Raw genomic sequence first — 19,361 nt, 5'->3', positions numbered from 1 at the left:
GGCGCCGGTGCGCAAGCCCCGTTTCGTGACGATGCGTGAGCCTGCGGCGACATTGCCGGCGCGCGAGGGCTGGTCACCCATGCGCCGGTTGTGGCAAGGCTTGCGGGCGCTGCAAGCTGCGCAGGCTGCGGAAGGATCGGGTATGGGCGTCGTCGTCGCGTTCGAGGACAAGGAAGCGGGCCAGGGCGCGCGCGAGGCCGGCATCGAGCAGCTGGTCGGGCTGGTGCGCGCCGATATGGAGCGCGTCAATGCGATGATCCTGTCGCGCACCGGCTCCGATGTGACGATGATCCCCGAGGTCGCCAACCATCTGATCTCGTCGGGCGGCAAGCGCCTGCGGCCGATGCTGACGCTCGCGACCGCCGCGCTCAGCGGCTATCGCGGCGAGGGTCATGTGAAGCTCGCGGCCTCCGTGGAGTTCATGCACACGGCGACGCTGCTGCATGACGACGTCGTCGACCAGAGTGACATGCGCCGCGGCAAGCTCGCCGCCCGCATGCTCTGGGGCAACGAGGCGAGCGTGCTCGTCGGCGATTTCCTGCTCGGCCAGGCCTTCAAGATGATGGTCGAGGTCGGCTCGCTGCGGGCGCTGGACATCCTCTCCACCGCCGCCGCCGTCATCGCGGAGGGCGAGGTGCTGCAGCTTTCGGTGGCGAAGAACACGCAGACGACCGAGGACGAATATCTCGCCGTGATCCGCGGCAAGACGGCCGAGCTCTTCGCGGCGGCCTGCGAGGTCGGCCCGGTGATCGCCAACGGCTCGAAGACCGACGCCGCCGCCTGCCGCAGCTACGGACTCAATCTCGGCATCGCCTTCCAGCTCATCGACGACGCGCTCGATTATGGCGGCATCGCCAACACGCTCGGCAAGAACACCGGCGACGATTTCCGCGAGGGCAAGATCACCCTGCCCGTGGTGCTCTCCTTCCGCCGCGGCAGCGAGGCCGAGCGCGCCTTCTGGACGCGAACCCTGCAGGAAGGCGATATCCGCGACGGCGATCTCGAGGAGGCGCAGGCGATCATGAAGCGCCACCGCGCGCTCGACGACACGATCCAGCGCGCCGAGCATTACGCCAAGATGGCCAAGGACGCGCTCGCCCTCTTCCCGGCCTCGCCGATGAAGCAGGCGCTGAACGAAACCGTCGATTTCTGCGTCGCGCGGGCGCATTGAGCGGCGGGCATCCTTCCCGCAGATCGACCGCCGTCATCCTGGACAAGCCGCACAGCGGCGCAGGCCGGGATCCATCCTGGGGCTGGACAGCGCCCTATGATGGATCCCGGTCGGCCTGCGGCCACCCAGGATGACGGGGGTGGCTTCAAGGGAGCCCAGCTATCGCACCGAAAGCCCCGACCGGCCAAAAGCCGCGGGGTTTTGCACGAAGTTCCCCGGAAGGGGATACGCGGATCCGGGTGGCGCGCGGACCAAAGCCGCGTGCCGATGTCGAGTGTCGATGTCGAGGTGTCGATGCAGCGCCGATCCCGCGCCGCCCGGCTCCGCGCGCGGGGATTTTGGGCGTCGCGGCTGCTCGTCCCTGATGGGGGGACTTACTGCCGCTCGACCTCCGAGAACGCCGCCCGCGACGGCGACGCCTCTCGAAACCCGCCACCACACCCGGCCGCACGACGCCTCGCGACAGCCCCCTTGGTTGGGTGCAGCGAGGGGAGGATAAGGGCGGGCGGGGCTGCGGGGATAACTCTCCAGTGGGTCGGTGAGGGTTACGCCCGCGCCCGCAGACCGACGCTCATGGTGCCGTCGCTCTCGAGAATCACGAAATCGGCGTCCTCGACGTCCCGGCCGCCGGCCGCGCGGACGGCCCCCAGCGCCTCGTCGCGAGTCACCCGCTCAGAACGAAGCGCCCGATCGCAGAACGCGCCCTGCCGAACCAGCAGGGACGGTTCCGACCGGACGATCTCGGCAAAAGCCTTCCAACGGACTGACAGGAAGGCGACGGCAAACTGCATGGCGATCAGCAGCGCCAGCGCAGCCGCGCCTTCCGCGAGCGCGATCGATTCCTGCAGCAGGATCGCCGAGAGCGTCGATCCGAGCGCCACCGTGACGACCAGATCGAAGGCGTTCAGCTTGGCGAGCGTCCGCTTGCCGGAGATGCGCAGAAAAGCGACCAGCACGACATAAGCCAGCACGCCGACAAGCAGGGTCCGGACTATGCCCTGCCAGTTCTGGAACAGCATCTGCTACCAGTTCATGCGTCAGGCTCCCGCCGGTGGACCGTTCGCAAGACCGCCTAGGGAGACGGCTTGTCGGCGTCGCGCGGCAGTCTTTGCGCCTCGCGATCATCCTTGGCATCGCTCCCAAGGCCGAGACCGCGCCCGGCGCTGTCCTGGCCCTTCGCTCCCCCGAGATCTAACCCGGGACGGTTTGTTTCGCCAGACTGCTGGCGCTTGTCGCCATCGGTGAGAGGCTTCGGACTGATCTTGTCAGTGCTCATGATTTCTCCTCCTCGTTGGCCCTTAGCCCTTCGTCGAGCGGGGGGCGCCGGTTGGTCGGAGTGTCCTTGTATTCGTCGACCTGCACGCCCCGGCCATCGAGACCCCGATCGTGCAGACGCTGCGCCTTGTCGCGGTTGCTGAGGATGTCGTTCTTGCGAACCTCCTCGTCCTGCAACTCGGTCATCGCGCCGGTTCCGCTGGACTGTCCTGCTGGCATCGTCGCCTCCTGGGTTCGGCCCCGCCGGAGCGGAGCGATACAGGGACAACCCGACAGGGCGGCAAAGGCTCCCTCGCGGCCGGTATATTCGGAAGATGGGGTCAGGGCCGCTCGACCTGGGCCGCCAGTTCGCGGAGGATGGCGAGGTCTTGCTCCAGCGTCAGGCCGCGGCCGGCCCGCTGCAGAGCGAGGCGCGAATGGCGGGCGGCGTTCTCGGCGAAATCCGGCGGCCCGAGCCGCGACAGGATCAGCATCGCCTTCTGCAGCCTGACCCCGATCTCGACCACGCCGGCGCCGTCCCGTGCGATCGGCGTGAAGAGATCGTCAAAGAGATCACCGATCGCAATCGGCGGAACGTGAACCCGCGGGCAGGCCACCTCCTGCTGCGCCTCGCCCGGCTCGGCCGCGATCGCCAGCAGGCGAACCGCCCGGCCGATGACGTCGATCGCCGTACCGGGATCGTTGATGCCGGGCGACAAGGCGCGCGAGGCGATCTCGGCGAGGACGGAAGCGCCGAAGCGCGGGTCCTGGTCGAAGGAGCGCGTGTCGGCGATGGTGTAGCAGGCCCGGATTTCGGCCTCCTGCTCGGCAACATCGAGCCCCTCCGCGAAAGCCACGGGATCGACCGGTGTCACGAAGGCGCCAGGCGTAGCCTGGACGAAAATGCGGCCCTTGCCGCGGTCGGCGATGGCCGACAGCGCCCCGACATCGAGATGCTGGACATAGCCGATCCGGGACACGTGGATCGGCCGCGCGGAGCCTGGAATGTCGACCGGCGGCGAGCCGCCCATATGCGGCTGCTGCCGGTAGAGGCGCATCGCTTCCGCCGCCGCTTCCTCGACGCGCTCGGTGGTCTCGGTCACTCGCCCGAGGCGCGAGAGATGGTCGATCCAGCGCAGCAGCGTCACCACGATTAGGACGATGACGCCGGCGGTGACGACGAAGAGGACGACCCGTCCAGTGCTGCCATAGGCGCCGGTGCTCAGCGCGATGATGCCGACGAGGCTGTAGAGGAAGGAGCCGATGAAGGTCGCCAGAACGTTCTGGGTGGTCGTGTCCTCCATCACCAGCCGGGTCGCGCTTGTCGTGACGTTGCTGGTCGCGGCGGAGTAGGCCGCGACCATCGTGCTGAGTGAGAAGGTCGTCACCGCCAGCATGCTCGAGGCGATGATGCCGAGGATGTTGTCGACGGCGTCGGCGCCGATCTTAGTCGGCACGTCGCTTGGAATGTAAGGCGCCAACACGATCGCTGCCAGCGCCGTGACCACGGCCAGGATCGAGAACAGGCTGGCGCGAAACCACATCCGCCGCGTGATTTGGGAGAGGTGCCACAGCCAGCGCGAGGTCATGAGAGGGTCCGTCAGAGGGCCTGCGCAGAAGAGCGCACCGCTGACAACGCAGCCGTTACGGAAGGGTTGCGCCCTATCGTCCGGCTACTGCGCGACCCCTCCTCACCGCAGCAGCGCCGCCTTCACCCACCACCCGGCCTGCTCCCGCGCCAGCGCCCTGCCCGCCGCCGCGCTCGCGCGGCAGTCGTCGAAGAGGGCGAAGCAGGTCGCGCCCGAGCCGGACATGCGGGCCAGCCGGCAACCCGGCTGCGCGCGCAGGGCAGCGAGCACGGTGTCGATGACGGGGGCGACGCGGCGGGCGGGGGCTTCGAGGTCGTTGCCGGTTTCGGCGAGGGCAGCGAGCAGAGACGTGCGGTCCGGGCTTATCCCCCAGGCTGGAATCTCACATCGAACTGCGCCGTCATCCCGGGCGACCCCTCGGGTCCGGCCTTCGGCCGGCCCAAGGACAGGCTCCGGGAGACCCGGGATCCATTCCGGAACCTCTCCGGCATGCGCTCCGGAATGGATCCCGGATCTCCGCTTCGCTGCGTCCGGGATGACGCTGCGCATGGAACTGATCTCCTCTAGCCTCTGCGAAGCCATGCCCGTCGACATCGCGCTACGCGGCTCTTCGGATCGCAGGCTCGCCTCAGGCGGATGTCGCTGCCCCGGATGCAGGCCCAACGCCCGGAACACCGGCGCGGTCTCGACCGGCACGCCCGGATTGACCAGCAGCGCGAAGAGCGGCGGCAGGATGAGCGGTGGGCCGAGACGCTCGCCGATGCCGGCCATGATGCGGGCGCGGGAGGCCAGGCAGACGGGGACGTCGGCGCCGGTCGCGGCGGCCGCCCGCAGCAAAGCGGGGCCGTCGGCGGCGATCCCGTTCAGCCGGGCGAGGAGGCGCAGCGCCGCGGCCGCGTCGGCCGAGCCGCCGCCGATGCCCGAGGCCACCGGCAGGCGCTTGACGAGATGGAAGGCGCCGGCGCGCAGCGGGCCGGTCTCGGCCTCGAGCGCCCTCGTCGCCCGCAGGATCAGGTTGCCGTCGCCGACCGGGAGCCCCTGCCCGCGCGGGCCGTCGATGGTCAGCGACAGCTCAGGGCCGGGTTGGAGCGACAGCGTGTCGCCGGTGCCGGCGAAGGCGACCAGGCTTTCGAGCTCGTGATAGCCGTCGGCGCGGCGGCCGAGCACGCGCAGCGTCAGGTTGATCTTGGCGCGGGCGCGGGTCGTCAGCGGCGCAGTCATGTCAGCGAAGGCGTCTTTCCGGGGCTTCGCAAAGCGAAGAGCCCGGAACCCATATCCACCAGTTGCGCAGAACGATACAAGCGGCCGGCACAGCCCTTCCCCGCTCCGTCGTGTTCAGGGGTTCCGGGCTCGGGCCTTCGGCCCGCCCCGGAATGACGGAAAGCTCATGCCGGACGACGGCTCGATCAGCCGCCGTCCTTCTTCGGCTCGGCCGGATCCTTCGGCTCGACCGCGTTGGCGGAGGGGCCGTCTTCCAGGCCGCGCTCGATCTTGCGCTTGATCTTGACCAGATCCTCGGGCTCGGGATTGAGGTCGCGGGCGTGGTTCCACTGAAAACCGGCCTCGAGGCGGCGCCCGACCTTCCAGTAGACATCGCCGAGATGGTCGTTGATGACCGGGTCGGAGGGGCGCAGCTCGACCGCGCGCTCCAGCTCGCGCAGCGCCTCCGGATAGCGGCCGAGGCGGTAATAGGCCCAGCCGAGCGAATCGATGATGTAGCCGTCGCGCGGGCGCAGTTCGACGGCGCGGCGGAGCATCTCCAGCGCCTCGTCGAGCTTGAGATGCTGATCGACCAGAGAATAACCGAGATAGTTCAGCACCAGCGCGCGCTCGCGCCCCAGCGGCTCGGGCAGGAGTTCGAGCGCCTTGCGCAGATCGGCCTCGGCCTCCGGCCAGCGCTTGATGCGCTCGCGGGCGATGCCGCGGAAGTAGAACAGGTCCCAGTTGGCGCGGCCGGGCGAGGCGAGCTTGGCGATCGCCTTGTCATAGGTGGCGGCGGCCTCCTCGAACATCTTGCGCGAGCGATAGACGTTGCCCAGCGCCGAGAGCGCATCGATGTCGTCCGGCCGCTCGGCGATCAGGGCGTTGAGGTGCTTCACCGCCTCTTCGGGCCGGCCCAGATTTTCCAGCGCGAGACCGGCTTGGATCTCGGCATTGGGCCGAAGCGGCGAGGTCGCTGGCATCTTCTCGTAGACGGCAACGGCGTCCTCGGGCTGGCGCGCGCGCTCGAGGATGTCGCCCAGCGTCAGGATCGCAAGGTCGTGGTTGGGGTCGAGATAGATGGCAAGGCGCAGATAGAGCAGCGCCGCGGCCTCGTCGCCCTGGCGGTTGCCGGCACTGGCGAGGCCGTAAAGCACCTCGGCGGCGCCCTGCTGGGCGTTGCCGACCTGACGGGGCGGCGCCTGCCTGGCCGCCACCTTGGCCAGGCCATCGCGGACGATCGGGTGGTTCGGCAACAGGCGATCGAACTCCGCATAGGTCGCGGCCGCGCCCTCGAAATCGCCGTTGCGGGCCTGCATCTTCGCCCAGAGATCGACGAGCCGCAGCGTCGTCTTCTCCGACTCATAGGCGGTCTTCAGGCGCTTCTCGGCATCGGCCTTGCGGCCCGCCGCGTCGAGGATGAGGCCGGCGTGATAGTCGCGAAAGAGGTTGTAGGAGGGCTCGCCGCGCAGCCGTTCCAGCGTCTCGATGGCGCGCGTGGTCTGCCCTGAACCGAGCTGCGACCAAGCTGACAAGAGCGTCGCGGTGATGTCGGCCGCACGGCCGCGCCCGCCGCGCTGCAAATGATTGCGGGCGGTCTGGTAGTTCTTCTGCTTCAGTGCGCGGATGCCGATGGCGAGCTGGGCGAGGCCGTTCGAGGGGTCGCGCTGAATCAGCTTGTCAGCGGCGCGGAAGGCATCCGGCATGGCGCCATCGGCGAGGAAGGCGACGAAGGCGCGCTCCAGCAGGTCGTTGTTCTGCGGGTCGCCCTTGATCGCCTCGCGCAGGAAGATGGACGCCGCGCCGAGGTCGCGCCCAGCCCCGGCGACGATCGCGGCGAGATAATTGCCCTCGAGGCTCTCGGCCGTATCGAGCTGGTCGGTGGCGCGCGCAGCACTCGGCGCCTGCGCCCCCTGGGCGGCCGCGCCGACAGGCAGGGCCAGGAGCAACGCCAAGGCAGCGGCCGTGATCGGGCCACGGCGGTTCATTCCAGATCCCACGACTGCCATTCTCCTTCGGTCTGCCGTCGCGCGCATCTCGCGGCAGACGTGGTCGGTGACGCGCGACCGTGACCGCTTCGCGTAAGTCGGCAAGATGGCCGTTTCCAGGCGGGCGGGCAAGCCTCGCGGGGGCCGAACCGGCCCGTGCCGTAGCGCGCCGGCCACAGTGCAGCAAAACCGCGCAGTGACGCAGCGTCCCGCAGTTTTCGTTGTCGATGTCTCAGCAATTCGTCGGCTATCGTCCGGCGTCGTTTCTCCGTCACGACGATTCGGACAGGATCCTTCCCATGAAGAAGCTCGTTCTCAGCGTTGCCGCCGTCGCCCTCCTCGCCGGTTTCGCCGCCGGCTGCGCCCAGCCGCAGAAGCCGGCTCCGGCCGTCGTCCGCAAGGGCTGATCGTCTTCGCGCCGGCTGCGGCCGGCGTCTCGAAAAAGGGGGCGTGCCAGCCGGCACGCCCCCTTTTTGATGTCGGCTGCGACGAGCGGCCGCGTCACATGTTCGCGTAGCCCGGCCCGCCGCCGCCCTCGGGCACCGTCCAGGTGATGTTCTGGGCCGGATCCTTGATGTCGCAAGTCTTGCAGTGGACGCAGTTCTGCGCGTTGATCACGAAGCGCGGCTCGGTCTTCGCCTCGGCGTCCTTGTAGACCACCTCGTAGACTCCGGCCGGGCAGTAGAGCCGCGCCGGCTCGCCGTAGAGCGGCAGGTTCTTCTCGATCGGGATCGACGGGTCGGTCAGCTTGAGATGGGCGGGCTGGTCCTCCTCGTGGTTGGTCGAGGAGAGGAAGACCGAGGAGAGCTTGTCGAAGCTGATCTTGCCGTCGGGCTTCGGATAGACGATCGGCTTGACCTCGCTGAGCAGCTTCAGCGTCGCATGGTCGGGCTTGCCGTGCTTCAGCGTGCCGAAGGGCGACCAGCCGAAGAGCTGGTTCAGCCACATGTCGATGCCGCCGAGCCCGATGCCGAGCAGCGTGCCGTATTTCGACCAGAGCGGCTTGACGTTGCGAACCGGCTTGAGGTCCGCGCCGATCGGGCCGTCGCGCCACTCGTTCTCGATCTCGACGACCTCGTCATGCGAGCGGCCGGCGGCGAGCACCGGGACCAGCTTCTCGGCCGCCAGCATGCCGGAGGCGATGGCGTTGTGGCTGCCCTTGATGCGGGGAACGTTGACGAAACCGGCCGCGCAGCCGATCAGCGCCCCGCCCGGGAAGGTCAGCTTCGGCACCGATTGCCAGCCGCCCTCGGTGATGGCGCGCGAGCCGTAGGAGAGCCGCTTGCCGCCCTCGAACAGGTCTCGGATCAGCGGATGGGTTTTGAAGCGCTGGAACTCGTCGAAGGGCGAAAGCGTCGGGTTCTCGTAATTGAGATGCACGACGAAGCCGACGGTGACCAGGTTATCGTCGAAATGATAGAGGAAGGAGCCGCCGCCGGTGCGGCTGTCGAGCGGCCAGCCGAAGGAGTGCTGGACGCGGCCCTTGACGAACTTCTCCGGCTTGACCTGCCAGATCTCCTTCAGGCCGATGCCGTATTTCTGCGGCTCGCGGCCGGCATCGAGGCCGAATTTGCGGATGGCGATCTTGGAGAGCGAGCCACGGGCCCCCTCTCCCAGCAGGGTGTAGCGCCCACGCAGCTCCATGCCGCGGGTGAAGCGCTCGGAGACCGTGCCGTCCTTGGCGATGCCCATGTCGCCGGTTGCGATGCCGGCAACGGAGCCGTCCTCGTTGAACAGCAGTTCGGCCGCAGCGAAGCCGGGATAGATCTCGACGCCCAGCGCCTCCGCCCGGCCCGCGAGATATTTCGTCACCAGCCCGAGCGAGCCGACGAAATTGCCGTGATTGTTCATCAGCTTCGGCATGCCGACATTCGGCAGGCGCAAGCCGTTCGGCTCTGTCAGGAAGTAGAAGATGTCCTCGCTGACCTCGGTGGTCAGCGGGCGGGCCTCGTCCTGGCGCCAGTCGGGCAGCAGCGCGTCGAGGCCCGAGGGGTCGATCACGGCGCCCGAGAGGATATGCGCGCCGACCTCGGCGCCCTTCTCGACCACGACGACGGAGACATTCTCGTCGAGCTGCTTGAGCCGGATCGCCGCGGCGAGGCCGGCCGGGCCCGCGCCGACGATGACGACGTCGTAGTCCATGCTCTCGCGGGGTTCGGCCCGTGCCTGATCGAGATCCATCTCGCCCTCCGAAGGCCCGCGCCCAACAGGCTGCACCCGGCCTCACGCCAATTAGTTTACATATAAACTATCTACCATCCCTCGACAAGGCGAGGCAGGCGACAGACTGGAAACCCTCTATCCAAGCGCACGGTTCAATTTGCAACCGCGGCAGCTCGCGAAGCGCGGTGCCGGCGTGCTAGACAGGCGCGATGTCCCTGACCGCCGCGCCCGACCCTGCCGAGCTCGTCGCCTGGTATGCCGACATGGGCATCACCGAGGCGCTGGATGAGGTGACGCATGATCATTTCGCCGCGCCCATCGTCAGCGAGCCCTCACGGCCGCGGCCGGTCCTGCCGCCGCGTGGCGGCCAGCCGGCCGCAATGGCCGTGCGCCCCAACGCCGCCGCCGCGACGGCCCCCGACGACGCAGCCCTGAGCGCGCGCGCCCTGGCGCAGGAGGCCGCGACGCTGGAGGAGCTGAAGGACGCGCTGGCGCGGTTCGAGGGCTGCGCGCTGAAGGCGACCGCCAAGAGCCTGGTCTTCGCCGACGGCAACCCGAACGGACGAGTCATGATCGTCGGCGAGGCGCCGGGCGCCGACGAGGACCGCATCGGCCTGCCCTTCGTCGGGCGCTCGGGCCAGTTGCTCGACCGGATGCTCGCCGCCATCGGGCTGAGCCGCAAGGACGACGTCTACATCGCCAATCTCCTGCCCTGGCGGCCGCCCGGCAACCGCACGCCGACGCCGCAGGAGGTCGCGATCTGCCTGCCCTTCATCCAGCGCCAGATCCAGCTCGCCGACCCCGATATCCTGCTCTGCATCGGCGGCCCCTCCGCCCAGGGGCTGCTCGGGCTGTCCGGCATCCTGGCCTCGCGCGGCAAATGGCAGGAGTATGAGACCGGCACGCGGCGCATCCCGGCCATGGCGACGCTGCACCCGGCCTATCTCCTGCGCCAGCCGCTGCAGAAGCGCCTGGCCTGGCGCGACATGCGGGCGCTGAAGGCGGCCTTGGGCAAAGGGTCCTAGGAACGGTTGGACGATTCCTCATGCGGCGCCGACGCACAGGGCCTAAGCTGCGCTGGCATCGTCGTCCCTCCCGTGGTGGAGTGTCGGCGGAATCGGACGGAGAACGGTCATGGTCATCGACGCCTTCCTGCTCTCGCGGATCCAGTTCGCCTTCACCGTCTCCTTCCACATCGTCTTCCCCGCCTTCACGATCGGGCTCTCGGCCTATATCGCGACGCTGCTCGGGCTCTGGCTGAAGACCGGCGACATCAAGTTCCACATCCTGGCGCGGTTCTGGACCAAGATCTTCGCCGTCTCCTTCGCGATGGGCGTGGTCTCCGGCATCGTGCTTTCCTATCAGTTCGGCACGAACTGGAGCCGATTCTCGCAGGTGGTCGGCAACGTCATCGGCCCGATCATCGGCTATGAGGTGCTGACCGCCTTCTTCCTCGAAGCCTCCTTCCTCGGGGTGATGCTGTTCGGCTGGAAGCGCGTGCCACCCTGGCTGCATTTCCTCTCGGCCTGCATCGTTGCCGGCGGCACGGCGCTCTCGGGCTTCTGGATCCTCTCCGCCAACAGCTGGATGCAGTATCCCACCGGCCACGAGATGCGCGACGGCATTGCCTATCCGGTCGACTGGCTGCAGATCATCTTCAACCCGACCTTCCCGATGCGCTTCATGCACATGATGACGGCGGCGTATCTCACCACCGCCTTCGTCGTGCTGGCGACGGGGGCGCGCCATCTGCTGGCCGGCCACCGCACCGAATCGGCGCGCACCATGGTGCGGATGGCGATCCTGATGATCGCGCTGACGGCGCCGCTCCAGGCGGTCATCGGCCACCGCCACGGCGAAGACACCGCCAAGTACCAGCCCGCCAAGCTCGCCGCGATCGAGGCGCATTGGGATTCCTCCAAGCCGGCGCCGCTGGTGCTGTTCGCCTGGCCGGACGAGGAGAAGGGCGTCAACCGCTTCGAGATCGCCATCCCCGGTCTCGCCAGCCTCGTCACCCATGGCAGCATGGACGCGCTTTTCCCGAGCCTGAACGACTTCGCCGTGGCGGACCGGCCACCGGTCAAGATTCCCTTCTTCGGGTTCCGGATCATGGTCGGCATCGGCTTCTTCATGATCGCCTTCGGCTGGCTGGGCGCCTGGCTCTGGTGGAAGGGCCGGGTCTTCGAGGAGCGGCGCTGGCTCTGGGTCGCCCAATACACTTGGCCGCTCGGCTTCATGGCGATCCTCGCCGGCTGGTTCGTCACCGAGGTCGGGCGCCAGCCCTGGATCGCCACCGGCGTGCTGCGCTCCAAGGACGCGATCTCGCCGGTCACGGCGGGTCAGGTTGCGATCTCGCTGGCGCTGTTCGTCTGCGTCTACTGCGTCGTCTTCTCGGCCGGGGTGCTGCTGATCAACCGGCTGATCGACAAGGGGCCGGACGCGATCACGACCCAGGACCCGCCGGAGCAGCCCTCGCAGCGGCCGCTCAAGGCGGCGCAGGCGCCGGCTTCGGACCTCTTCGGCGACGGGCGACCCGGCGACGACCGCATCCAGCCCGCGAGCTGAGGAGAGACCCGCGATGGAATGGTATCTCCCCGTCATCTGGGCCGGCCTGATCGGCACCGCGGTGATGCTCTATGTCGTGCTCGACGGCTTCGACCTCGGCATCGCGATCCTGTTCCCGACGACGCGCGACGAGGGCGAGCGCGACCAGATGATGAACTCGGTCGCGCCGTTCTGGGACGGCAACGAGACCTGGCTGGTACTGGGCGGCGGCGGGCTCTGGGTCGCCTTCCCGACCGCCTACGCCATCATCATGCCGGCCTTCTACCTGCCGGTGACGCTGATGCTGCTGGCGCTGATCTTCCGGGGCGTCGCCTTCGAGTTCCGCTGGGTCGCCAAGCCCAAGCACAGGGTCTGGGACCTCGCCTTCTGGCTCGGCTCGACGCTGGCGGCCTTCGCGCAGGGGCTGATCCTCGGCGGGATGATCCAGGGCATCACCGTGGTCGACCGGCAGTTCGCCGGCGGCCCCTTCGACTGGTTCACTCCGTTTACGCTGATGTGCGGGGCGGGCGTCGTCGTGGGCTATGCGCTGCTGGGTGCGACCTGGCTGATCTACAAGACGGAAGGGCGCGTGGCGGAGCGCGCCCGTTCGCAGGCGAAGGTGCTGCTGCTCGGGCTTCTGGCCTTTGCGCTCATCGTCTCGCTCTGGACGCCCTACGCGCATCCGCGCATCGCGGAGCGCTGGTTCACCTGGCGCAACATGGCGCTGCTCTGGCCGCTCCCGGTGCTGACGGCGCTGTGCGGCTTTCTCGCCTGGCGGCGGCTGCACGGCCGGCACGAATTCACGCCGTTTGCCCTGACGATCGCGATCTTCGTGCTCTGCTTCCTGGGGCTCGCTGTGTCGAACTACCCCTATTTGGTGCCGCCGGACCTGACGATCTGGGACGTCGCGGCGGCGCCCTCCTCGCATGTCTTCGTGCTGATCGGGGTGACCTTCCTGCTGCCGATGATCCTGTTCTACACCGCCTTCGTCTACTGGACCTTCCGCGGCAAGGTGAAGGCGGACAGCGGCTATCATTAGGGGGAACCGCGGAGCGTTCCAGCGGTTCGATGCTGGCTTGAGTCCGGCGCGCTCTCCGTAGAGATTGCCGGCAGGCTCACGGGGAAGACGCCATGCAGTGGGAAGACTACCGCCAGTCCGAGAATGTCGAGGACCGGCGCGGGAGCGGTGGCGGTGACTTCGCCGGGCTGCCGGGCGGGCGCGGGGGACTCGGCATCGGAACCATGGTGGTGCTCGGTCTCGTCGGCTGGGCGCTCGGCATCGACCCGCGGCTGCTGATCGGCGGGGCGGAGCTGATCGGCGGCATCGGCGGGCGCCAGGCGCCGACGCAGGAGACGCGCCGCCAGGCCGGACCGCCCCAGGACGAGATGGGCCGCTTTGTCTCGGCCGTTCTGGCGCAGAACGAGGACGTCTGGTCGAAGCTTCTGCCGCAGCAGGCTAACCGGCGCTACGAGCCGCCGCGGCTGGTGATCTTCGACCGGGTCTCGAGTTCGGCCTGCGGCACCGCCCAGTCGGCGATGGGGCCGTTCTACTGCCCGCCTGACAAGCGCGTTTATCTCGACCTGTCCTTCTTCCAGGAGATGCAGCGCCGGCTCGGCGGCGGCGGCGACTTCGCCTATGCTTATGTCATCGGCCACGAGGTTGGCCACCACATCCAGAACCTCCTCGGAATCCTGCCGAGGGCCAACCAGCTGCGCGAGCGCTCCTCGCAGCGCGAGGCCAATGCGATCTCGGTTCGCATCGAGTTGCAGGCGGACTGCTTCGCCGGTGTCTGGGCGCACAACATCCAGGCGATGGGGCGCATCGACCAGGGCGACATCGAGGAAGCGATGCGCACCGCCGCCGCGATCGGCGACGACAAGCTGCAGCAGGCGTCGCGCGGCCAGGTGGTGCCGGACTCCTTTACCCATGGCTCCTCGGCCCAGCGCCAGCGCTGGTTCAACACCGGTTTCCGGACCGGGTCGATGCAGGCCTGCGACACCTTCAAGCCGCCGCAGGTCTGAGACCGGTCAGCTCACGGTGGAAGCCTGCCCCGAATCCTGCAGGAACCGGCGGGCCCGGTTGATGGCATTCATTGCCCAGCGCCCCGACAGCAGATAGCGGCCCGGTGACAATGTGCCGAGCCTGAGTTGGGACCTGGCCTGAGGCGGCGCTCGCCGGACTGGCGTCTCGCCCGGCGCGAGCTTGCGGAAGATCATCGTCGTGGGGCTGGGGTAGCCGCCTGCGTGGAACACGAGGCCAGCCCGCTCTGCCGCCGCGACGAGGGTATCCGGCGTGAAGTGGTGCACATGGGCGAAGTGGAATTGCTGCAGCGGATCGTGCCGCGTGGCGGCGGCGTTCGGCACCTCGACATGGATGAAACCGTCCTGCGCCAGCCAGTGCGCCAGGCGGCGGAGCGCATCGACGGGCTCGCGCAGATGCTCCAGCACATGCTGGGCTGAGATCAGGTCGAAGGAGGTGGCAGGCAGGTCGGCGGCCTGCCACGAGGACTCGATGACGTCGGCACCATAGGCCGCGCGGGCGTAGCGGGCGAAATCCCGCCCCGGCTCGATACCCGTCGCCCGGTGCCCCGCTCTGGCGAGGATGTCGAGGAACTCGCCCGAGCCGGAGCCCAGATCGAGAATTCGCGAGGCGGGTTCAAGATAGTCTCCCAGCAGGGCGAAGCGCGCGGTCGCCTCCGCCCTGCTGCGTTTCAGATGGAGCCGCGGCGGTGTGCCGTTGCGCGCGAACTGATAGTCGAGGCGATAGCTCGACGCGTAATAGCGGCCGAGCTCCTCCTCGCTCGGCATCGGATCGGTTCTCATCAGGCCGCATCCGTCGCAGCTGACGGTGGTCAGCGGCTTGAGCCGACGGTCGTAGCGGCAGACCACGGTCGCGGCCGTTCCGCCGCAGAGATTGCAGGCGCAATTCTCGCCGCGATAGGGATAGGCGACGAGCGGAACATGGCTGAGAAGAGCGGCGGCAATTCCGTGCATGAGGCAAAACCCGATTGTGGCGTTACCCAACCGGGCTAGGTCTGCTGCCTGACGGAGTCCTGATGAATGAAGCTGCTGCTGATCGAAGATGTCGGCGCCCTCGCCGACCTGACCAGCCGCCACCTCGAGAGCGAGGGCTTCCGCGTCGATGTCGCGCGCTGCGTGAGCGAGGCGCGCGAACTGCTGGCCGTCGCGCCGCCAGACGTGATCGTGCTCGATCTCGGCCTGCCGGATGGCGATGGGCTGACGCTGCTGGCGCAGCTGCGTTCGGAGGGGCTGGCGATCCCCATCCTCGTGGTGACGGCGCAGACCGGCCTGAACCAGCGCATCGATGGCCTCGACCGCGGTGCGGATGATTATCTCGGCAAGCCGGCGGCGCCCGCCGAGATCGCGGCGCGCTGCCGCGCCCTGCTGAGACGCCCCGGCGGGCTGCTCGGCGGGCAACTGACCTGCGGCGACATCGCGCTGGACACCATCAGCCGCATGGCCATGGTCCGCGAGCAGCCGCTCGCAATCGCCCGGCGCGAGGTCGATGTCCTGGAAGTGCTGATGCGGCGCAGCGGCAAGGTCGTGCCCCGCCCCGCCATCGAGGCCGCGATCTACACGATCGACGAGGCGCCGGGGCCCAATGCGCTCGAGGCCTCGGTCTCGCGCCTGCGCCGGAGCCTGACCGAGGCGGGCGCCAGCGTGGTCCTGCACACGGTCAGAGGCGTCGGCTATCTGCTGACGGAGGCACCGCGATGAGACCGCATTCGCTGATCTCGCTGCTGACGCGCAGGCTCGTGCTGGGCAGCGTGCTGCTGACGATCGTCAACATCGCCCTGGTGACGGGCTATTACAGCCTGGATCGCGACGAGCTTCAGCGCGAAAAGATTTCCCGCCAGATCGGCCGTCTGGAAACCGCCCTGTCTCGCCTTCCGGACGGGACGCTGCAGTTCAGGCCCGGCGAGCGCCTGATCCATGATTTCCGTGACTACCCCGAGGCCTATGCCTACCGCATCCTCGACCATGACGGCCGGGTCGTCGATGCCGCCAATGCCGGGCTCGTGCCACCGGAGGTCTGGGCCGCGGTCGCCGCCTCCGACGCCGGCTCGTCGACCGTTCAGCATGAGGGGCGCACTGTCCTCGTCGGGTCGCAGAAGGTCGATGTCGGCGGCAAACCGGCGCGGATCGGCTTCGCCTCGGTCGGCGACCCCTCGCGCCTCGTGCTGTTCGTCTTTTTCGACGAGCTGTTCGTCCATGTCTTCGTCGCGCTACTGCCCTTCGCGGCCTGTCTCGTGCTGGTCAACATCGTCACGGTCAGGCAGTCGCTGCGCCCCCTGATCGAGGCCGCCCGGGCCGCCCGTGAGACCGGCCACGGCACGACGACGCGGCGCCTGCCGACCGCCGGACTGCCGGCCGAGATCCTCGACATGGTCGAAGCCATCAACGATGCCCTCGGACGGCTCGAGGATGCGCTCGAGGCCGAGCGCGCCTTCACCGCCGAGGCCGCTCACGCGCTGCGCACGCCGCTGGCCGTGCTCTCCGCCCGCGTCGCGCAATTGCCGGAGCTCCCCGCTGCGCAGCCGCTTCGCGACGATGTCGCGCGCCTGACCCGGCTCGTCGAGCAGATGCTGTCGGCCGCCCAGGCGGACACGCTGGTGGTCGATCCGGCCATGCAGTCGGACCTCGCCGCCATCGCACGCAGCGTCGTCGCCGACATGGCCCCGATCGCGATCGCGGCTCAGCGGCAGATTGCCTATGAGGGGCCCGATGCCTGCCCCGTGATGGGCGATGCCGACGCGATCGCCCATGCCCTGCGCAACCTCGTCGACAACGGCTTGCGGTTCACGCCCGCCGGAACCGAGGTGACTCTGGCTGTCGAAGAGACGGGGCGCCTGAGCGTGCGCGACCATGGCCCGGGCATCCCGGCCGTCCATCGCGACACCGTTTTCAAGCGCTTCTGGCGCGGGGCGGCGTCCGATCTCGGCGGCACCGGGCTCGGCCTCGCGATCGTCAAGCGTATCGCGGAAGCCCACCAGGCCGAGGTCGGCATCAGCGATGCCGCGGGGGGCGGGGCTCTGGTCTCGCTGCAGTTTCATCGACCGCCATCGGCCCTCCCGTCGGAACCCGAGCCCGTCGCCGGTGTTCGCCGAGAGGCCGCCAGGCAACCGGCCTGAGAGGGCCGATCGCTCGGCGCCACCACGACAGAGGAGGTTTGCGATGACACGGCTGGGCGGCTGCAAATGCGGGCAGGTTCGCTACGAGATCCGCGGCGAGCCGGTGCGCACCGGCCTCTGCCATTGCGAGACATGCCGGAAGGATACCGGCTCGGCCTTCTCCTTCTTCGGCATCTGGCCGCGCGCGGCGGTGACGCTGTCGGGCGAATTGGGCGGCTGGCGTAGCCGCGCCGGCCTCGACCGCTTCTGCCCGCAATGTGGCTCCTCGCTGTTCTGCTTCGACGAAGGGTCCGACGAGATCGAGATCAAGCTCGGGACGCTGGATGGCGGGCCGAGCCGGTTCGCGCCCGGCTACGAACTCTGGACGATCCGGAGGGAGCACTGGCTGGAGCCGCTCGGCACGGCCGAGCAACACGGGCGCGACCGGCCGACGCGATCGTGAGGCGGCCTCCAGTTGCCGCGTCCGCGCCAGCCTCTATAGAGCGGGTGATGCGCCCCGCCGCCGCCGATCTCCTCGCCTGGTACGACCGCCACCGCCGCGCCCTGCCCTGGCGCGCGGGCCCGGGCGAACGGCCCGATCCCTACCGGGTCTGGGCCTCCGAGATCATGCTGCAGCAGACCACTGTCACGGCGGTGAAGCCCTATTTCGAACGCTTCATGGCGCGGTTTCCCACCGTACAGGCTCTGGCGGAGGCGCCGTCGGAGGCGGTGATGCAGGCCTGGGCCGGGCTCGGCTATTATTCGCGCGCCCGCAACCTCCATGCCTGCGCCATCGCCGTCGTCGCCGAGCATGGCGGGCGTTTTCCCGACAGCGAGGAGGGTCTGCGCGCCCTGCCCGGCATCGGCGCCTATACGGCCGGCGCCGTGGCGGCGATCGCCTTCGACCGGCCGGCCGCGGCGGTGGACGGCAATGTCGAGCGGGTGATGACGCGCCTCTTCGCGATCGAGGATCTCCTGCCCGGCGCCCGCCCGCTGCTGCGCGAGCGCGTGCTGGTGATGATGCCGCAGGACCGGCCAGGCGATTTCGCGCAGGCGCTGATGGATCTCGGCGCCACGATCTGCACGCCGCGCAATCCCGCCTGCGGGCTCTGCCCCTGGCGCGAGCCCTGCCGGGCGCGAGCGGAGGGCACGCAGGAGAGCTTCCCGCGCAAGGCGGCGAAGAAGGCGGGCGTGACCCGCAAAGGCGCGGCCTTCGTGCTGCTGCGCGCGGACGGCGCATTGCTGCTGCGCACCCGCCCGCCCAAGGGCCTGCTCGGCGGCATGGCCGAGGTGCCGACCAGCGAGTGGCGCGCCGATTACGAGCTGGACGGGGCGTGGCAGGACGCGCCGGTGGTGACGCGCTGGGAGCAGCTTTCGCCGCCGGTGCGCCATGTCTTCACGCATTTCCCGCTGGAGCTGACGGTGTTCAAGGCGAGCGCGCCGGCCGGGACGCAGGCTCCGGCAGGCATGCGCTTCACGCCGCTGGCGGCGCTGGGCGAGGAGCCGCTGTCGGGCGTGATGGTGAAGGTGCTGGAGGCGGCGGGGCTCTACGCCAGCTCGAAGACGCGGTAGGTCATCGTCGGCAACTCAACGGCCCATTTCGCATAGCCCTTCGAGTAGATCTTGCCACGATTGGGCGGCCAGGGATCGTGGATGCGGAGTGTCGTGCCGCTGCCATCGGCCTCGCCGTTGCCGCGCATGCCGACGACGACGATCATGTGACCCGGACTGCCGCGACCGGCGGTGTATTCCCCGACATTCCAGAGCATGTCGAACATCAGCGGGCCATGCGACAGCGACTGCTTCAGCTTGTCGACTGTCCAGGATTGAGGCGCGTTGCAGCGCAGCCCATGCACCCTGCCATAGCGGGTACCGGTTACGATCGCCTGGTCGGTCTCGGATGAGTTCAACAGGCCACCATCGGAGGCGATCATGTCGGCCGGCGTGCGCGCGATAATGATCGGCACGGTCGACTTCTTCATCATCGCGGTCGACGTCGCCCAGCAGGTCGTGTTCGTCGGCTGTGCGATGAAAGGGACCCTGTGCAGAATGGGCGGGAAGGCCTCGGTCTCGAAGAGGCATGACTGGGTCGCCGGCCCGGCCTCACCGTCCTCGACGAGCCAGTTCGTCTTCTGGAAGGCCTTGACCGCCGTCTTCGTCAGCGGCCCGAAACGCCCGTCGGGCACCAGAGGCGGCTTGGGTTTCTGCCGAAGGTTGAGGGCCTCCTGCAGCCTCCTCACCTCAGGTCCCGCCGCACCGAGCTTCAGGATCGCCGCCATCGCCGCCTCCGCGCCATGTCGGCTCCGCAGAGGAGCCCATG

At 68.8% G+C, this 19,361-nt stretch carries 18 protein-coding genes; 9 read left to right on the top strand and 9 right to left on the bottom strand.

The features are described 5' to 3' along the window. Nucleotides 1-142 precede the first annotated feature (142 nt). On the top strand, nt 143-1,171 hold the full coding sequence (locus ACFPN9_RS04520) for a polyprenyl synthetase family protein (RefSeq protein WP_377815790.1): 1,029 nt from the start codon (nt 143-145) through the stop codon (nt 1,169-1,171). A gap of 545 nt (nt 1,172-1,716) precedes the next feature. On the opposite strand, the gene ACFPN9_RS04515 is transcribed toward ACFPN9_RS04520, so the two are convergent. The 7 genes from ACFPN9_RS04515 to ACFPN9_RS04485 form a co-directional block, all read right to left on the bottom strand. After that, nucleotides 1,717-2,190 carry a DUF421 domain-containing protein gene (locus ACFPN9_RS04515; protein ID WP_377815526.1) on the bottom strand — a complete coding sequence of 158 codons (474 nt, stop codon included), beginning with the start codon at nt 2,188-2,190 and terminating at the stop codon, nt 1,717-1,719. A gap of 53 nt (nt 2,191-2,243) precedes the next feature. Further along, the gene (locus tag ACFPN9_RS04510) at nt 2,244-2,447 is read right to left on the bottom strand and encodes a hypothetical protein (protein ID WP_377815524.1); all 204 of its coding nucleotides are present in this window, start codon (nt 2,445-2,447) and stop codon (nt 2,244-2,246) included. Continuing rightward, entirely contained in the window at nt 2,444-2,665 is a 222-nt protein-coding gene (locus ACFPN9_RS04505; protein WP_377815521.1) for a hypothetical protein, read from the bottom strand. The genes ACFPN9_RS04510 and ACFPN9_RS04505 overlap by 4 nt, the downstream gene beginning before the upstream one ends. Nucleotides 2,666-2,766: 101 nt before the next feature. Continuing rightward, the gene (locus tag ACFPN9_RS04500; RefSeq protein ID WP_377815519.1) at nt 2,767-4,014 is read right to left on the bottom strand and encodes a DUF2254 domain-containing protein; all 1,248 of its coding nucleotides are present in this window, start codon (nt 4,012-4,014) and stop codon (nt 2,767-2,769) included. A 102-nt stretch (nt 4,015-4,116) separates the two neighbouring features. Continuing rightward, on the bottom strand, nt 4,117-5,235 hold the full coding sequence (locus ACFPN9_RS04495) for a 4-(cytidine 5'-diphospho)-2-C-methyl-D-erythritol kinase (protein ID WP_377815516.1): 1,119 nt from the start codon (nt 5,233-5,235) through the stop codon (nt 4,117-4,119). Between the two features lie 185 nt (nt 5,236-5,420). Next, nucleotides 5,421-7,202, bottom strand: coding sequence for a tetratricopeptide repeat protein (locus tag ACFPN9_RS04490; protein WP_377815514.1), 1,782 nt, complete (start codon nt 7,200-7,202; stop codon nt 5,421-5,423). A 501-nt stretch (nt 7,203-7,703) separates the two neighbouring features. After that, nucleotides 7,704-9,383 (bottom strand): electron transfer flavoprotein-ubiquinone oxidoreductase, encoded by a 1,680-nt coding sequence (locus ACFPN9_RS04485; protein ID WP_377815511.1) that lies wholly within the window; start codon nt 9,381-9,383, stop codon nt 7,704-7,706. Between the two features lie 191 nt (nt 9,384-9,574). Between ACFPN9_RS04485 and ACFPN9_RS04480 the strand changes: the two genes are divergently transcribed. The 4 genes from ACFPN9_RS04480 (at nt 9,575) to ypfJ (ending at nt 13,931) form a co-directional block, all read left to right on the top strand. Continuing rightward, nucleotides 9,575-10,390: a uracil-DNA glycosylase gene (locus ACFPN9_RS04480; RefSeq protein WP_377815509.1), complete on the top strand. Its 816-nt coding sequence runs from the start codon at nt 9,575-9,577 to the stop codon at nt 10,388-10,390. Between the two features lie 109 nt (nt 10,391-10,499). Continuing rightward, nucleotides 10,500-11,930: a cytochrome ubiquinol oxidase subunit I gene (locus ACFPN9_RS04475; protein WP_066721168.1), complete on the top strand. Its 1,431-nt coding sequence runs from the start codon at nt 10,500-10,502 to the stop codon at nt 11,928-11,930. A gap of 13 nt (nt 11,931-11,943) precedes the next feature. Beyond that, on the top strand, nt 11,944-12,948 hold the full coding sequence (cydB, locus tag ACFPN9_RS04470) for a cytochrome d ubiquinol oxidase subunit II (protein ID WP_066721166.1): 1,005 nt from the start codon (nt 11,944-11,946) through the stop codon (nt 12,946-12,948). Between the two features lie 92 nt (nt 12,949-13,040). After that, entirely contained in the window at nt 13,041-13,931 is an 891-nt protein-coding gene (gene ypfJ / locus ACFPN9_RS04465) for a KPN_02809 family neutral zinc metallopeptidase (protein WP_066721164.1), read from the top strand. 6 nt (nt 13,932-13,937) lie between these two features. Here ypfJ and ACFPN9_RS04460 read toward each other — a convergent pair whose 3' ends face one another. Continuing rightward, nucleotides 13,938-14,903, bottom strand: coding sequence for a methyltransferase domain-containing protein (locus tag ACFPN9_RS04460; protein ID WP_377815506.1), 966 nt, complete (start codon nt 14,901-14,903; stop codon nt 13,938-13,940). Between the two features lie 66 nt (nt 14,904-14,969). Here ACFPN9_RS04460 and ACFPN9_RS04455 point away from each other — a divergent pair, with 66 nt between their 5' ends. Genes ACFPN9_RS04455 through mutY form a run of 4 tightly spaced genes read left to right on the top strand, consistent with a single transcriptional unit; the run spans nt 14,970 to nt 18,613 of the window. Next, nucleotides 14,970-15,647, top strand: coding sequence for a response regulator (locus ACFPN9_RS04455; RefSeq protein ID WP_377815505.1), 678 nt, complete (start codon nt 14,970-14,972; stop codon nt 15,645-15,647). Further along, nucleotides 15,644-17,062, top strand: a complete 1,419-nt coding sequence (locus ACFPN9_RS04450; RefSeq protein WP_377815502.1) for a sensor histidine kinase — start codon at nt 15,644-15,646, stop codon at nt 17,060-17,062. The genes ACFPN9_RS04455 and ACFPN9_RS04450 overlap by 4 nt, the downstream gene beginning before the upstream one ends. Before the next feature lie 43 nt (nt 17,063-17,105). Continuing rightward, on the top strand, nt 17,106-17,504 hold the full coding sequence (locus tag ACFPN9_RS04445) for a GFA family protein (protein ID WP_377815500.1): 399 nt from the start codon (nt 17,106-17,108) through the stop codon (nt 17,502-17,504). Nucleotides 17,505-17,548: 44 nt separating this feature from the next. Continuing rightward, on the top strand, nt 17,549-18,613 hold the full coding sequence (gene mutY, locus ACFPN9_RS04440) for an A/G-specific adenine glycosylase (RefSeq protein WP_377815498.1): 1,065 nt from the start codon (nt 17,549-17,551) through the stop codon (nt 18,611-18,613). On the opposite strand, the gene ACFPN9_RS04435 is transcribed toward mutY, so the two are convergent. Further along, nucleotides 18,589-19,320: a peptidoglycan-binding protein gene (locus ACFPN9_RS04435; RefSeq protein ID WP_377815496.1), complete on the bottom strand. Its 732-nt coding sequence runs from the start codon at nt 19,318-19,320 to the stop codon at nt 18,589-18,591. The genes mutY and ACFPN9_RS04435 overlap by 25 nt on opposite strands. Nucleotides 19,321-19,361: the final 41 nt, after the last annotated feature.

The organism is Allobosea massiliensis (genome assembly GCF_042655245.1).
GTDB classification, from domain to species: Bacteria; Pseudomonadota; Alphaproteobacteria; order Rhizobiales; family Beijerinckiaceae; genus Allobosea; species Allobosea massiliensis.
This window is presented reverse-complemented; position numbering and strand designations above follow the sequence as displayed.

Bases quoted from the DNA above. Each gene is read 5' to 3' on its own strand.
- ACFPN9_RS04480 (WP_377815509.1), top strand. From the start codon at position 9,575: ATGTCCCTGACCGCCGCGCCCGACCCTGCCGAGCTCGTCGCCTGGTAT.
- ACFPN9_RS04450 (WP_377815502.1), top strand. From the start codon at position 15,644: ATGAGACCGCATTCGCTGATCTCGCTGCTGACGCGCAGGCTCGTGCTG.
- ACFPN9_RS04445 (WP_377815500.1), top strand. From the start codon at position 17,106: ATGACACGGCTGGGCGGCTGCAAATGCGGGCAGGTTCGCTACGAGATC.
- ACFPN9_RS04490 (WP_377815514.1), bottom strand. From the start codon at position 7,202: ATGAACCGCCGTGGCCCGATCACGGCCGCTGCCTTGGCGTTGCTCCTG.
- ACFPN9_RS04435 (WP_377815496.1), bottom strand. From the start codon at position 19,320: ATGGCGGCGATCCTGAAGCTCGGTGCGGCGGGACCTGAGGTGAGGAGG.
- ACFPN9_RS04495 (WP_377815516.1), bottom strand. From the start codon at position 5,235: ATGACTGCGCCGCTGACGACCCGCGCCCGCGCCAAGATCAACCTGACG.
- cydB (WP_066721166.1), top strand. From the start codon at position 11,944: ATGGAATGGTATCTCCCCGTCATCTGGGCCGGCCTGATCGGCACCGCG.
- ACFPN9_RS04475 (WP_066721168.1), top strand. From the start codon at position 10,500: ATGGTCATCGACGCCTTCCTGCTCTCGCGGATCCAGTTCGCCTTCACC.
- ACFPN9_RS04455 (WP_377815505.1), top strand. From the start codon at position 14,970: ATGAAGCTGCTGCTGATCGAAGATGTCGGCGCCCTCGCCGACCTGACC.
- ACFPN9_RS04485 (WP_377815511.1), bottom strand. From the start codon at position 9,383: ATGGATCTCGATCAGGCACGGGCCGAACCCCGCGAGAGCATGGACTAC.
- ACFPN9_RS04520 (WP_377815790.1), top strand. From the start codon at position 143: ATGGGCGTCGTCGTCGCGTTCGAGGACAAGGAAGCGGGCCAGGGCGCG.
- ACFPN9_RS04505 (WP_377815521.1), bottom strand. From the start codon at position 2,665: ATGCCAGCAGGACAGTCCAGCGGAACCGGCGCGATGACCGAGTTGCAG.
- ACFPN9_RS04460 (WP_377815506.1), bottom strand. From the start codon at position 14,903: ATGCACGGAATTGCCGCCGCTCTTCTCAGCCATGTTCCGCTCGTCGCC.
- ACFPN9_RS04500 (WP_377815519.1), bottom strand. From the start codon at position 4,014: ATGACCTCGCGCTGGCTGTGGCACCTCTCCCAAATCACGCGGCGGATG.
- ypfJ (WP_066721164.1), top strand. From the start codon at position 13,041: ATGCAGTGGGAAGACTACCGCCAGTCCGAGAATGTCGAGGACCGGCGC.
- ACFPN9_RS04515 (WP_377815526.1), bottom strand. From the start codon at position 2,190: ATGCTGTTCCAGAACTGGCAGGGCATAGTCCGGACCCTGCTTGTCGGC.
- ACFPN9_RS04510 (WP_377815524.1), bottom strand. From the start codon at position 2,447: ATGAGCACTGACAAGATCAGTCCGAAGCCTCTCACCGATGGCGACAAG.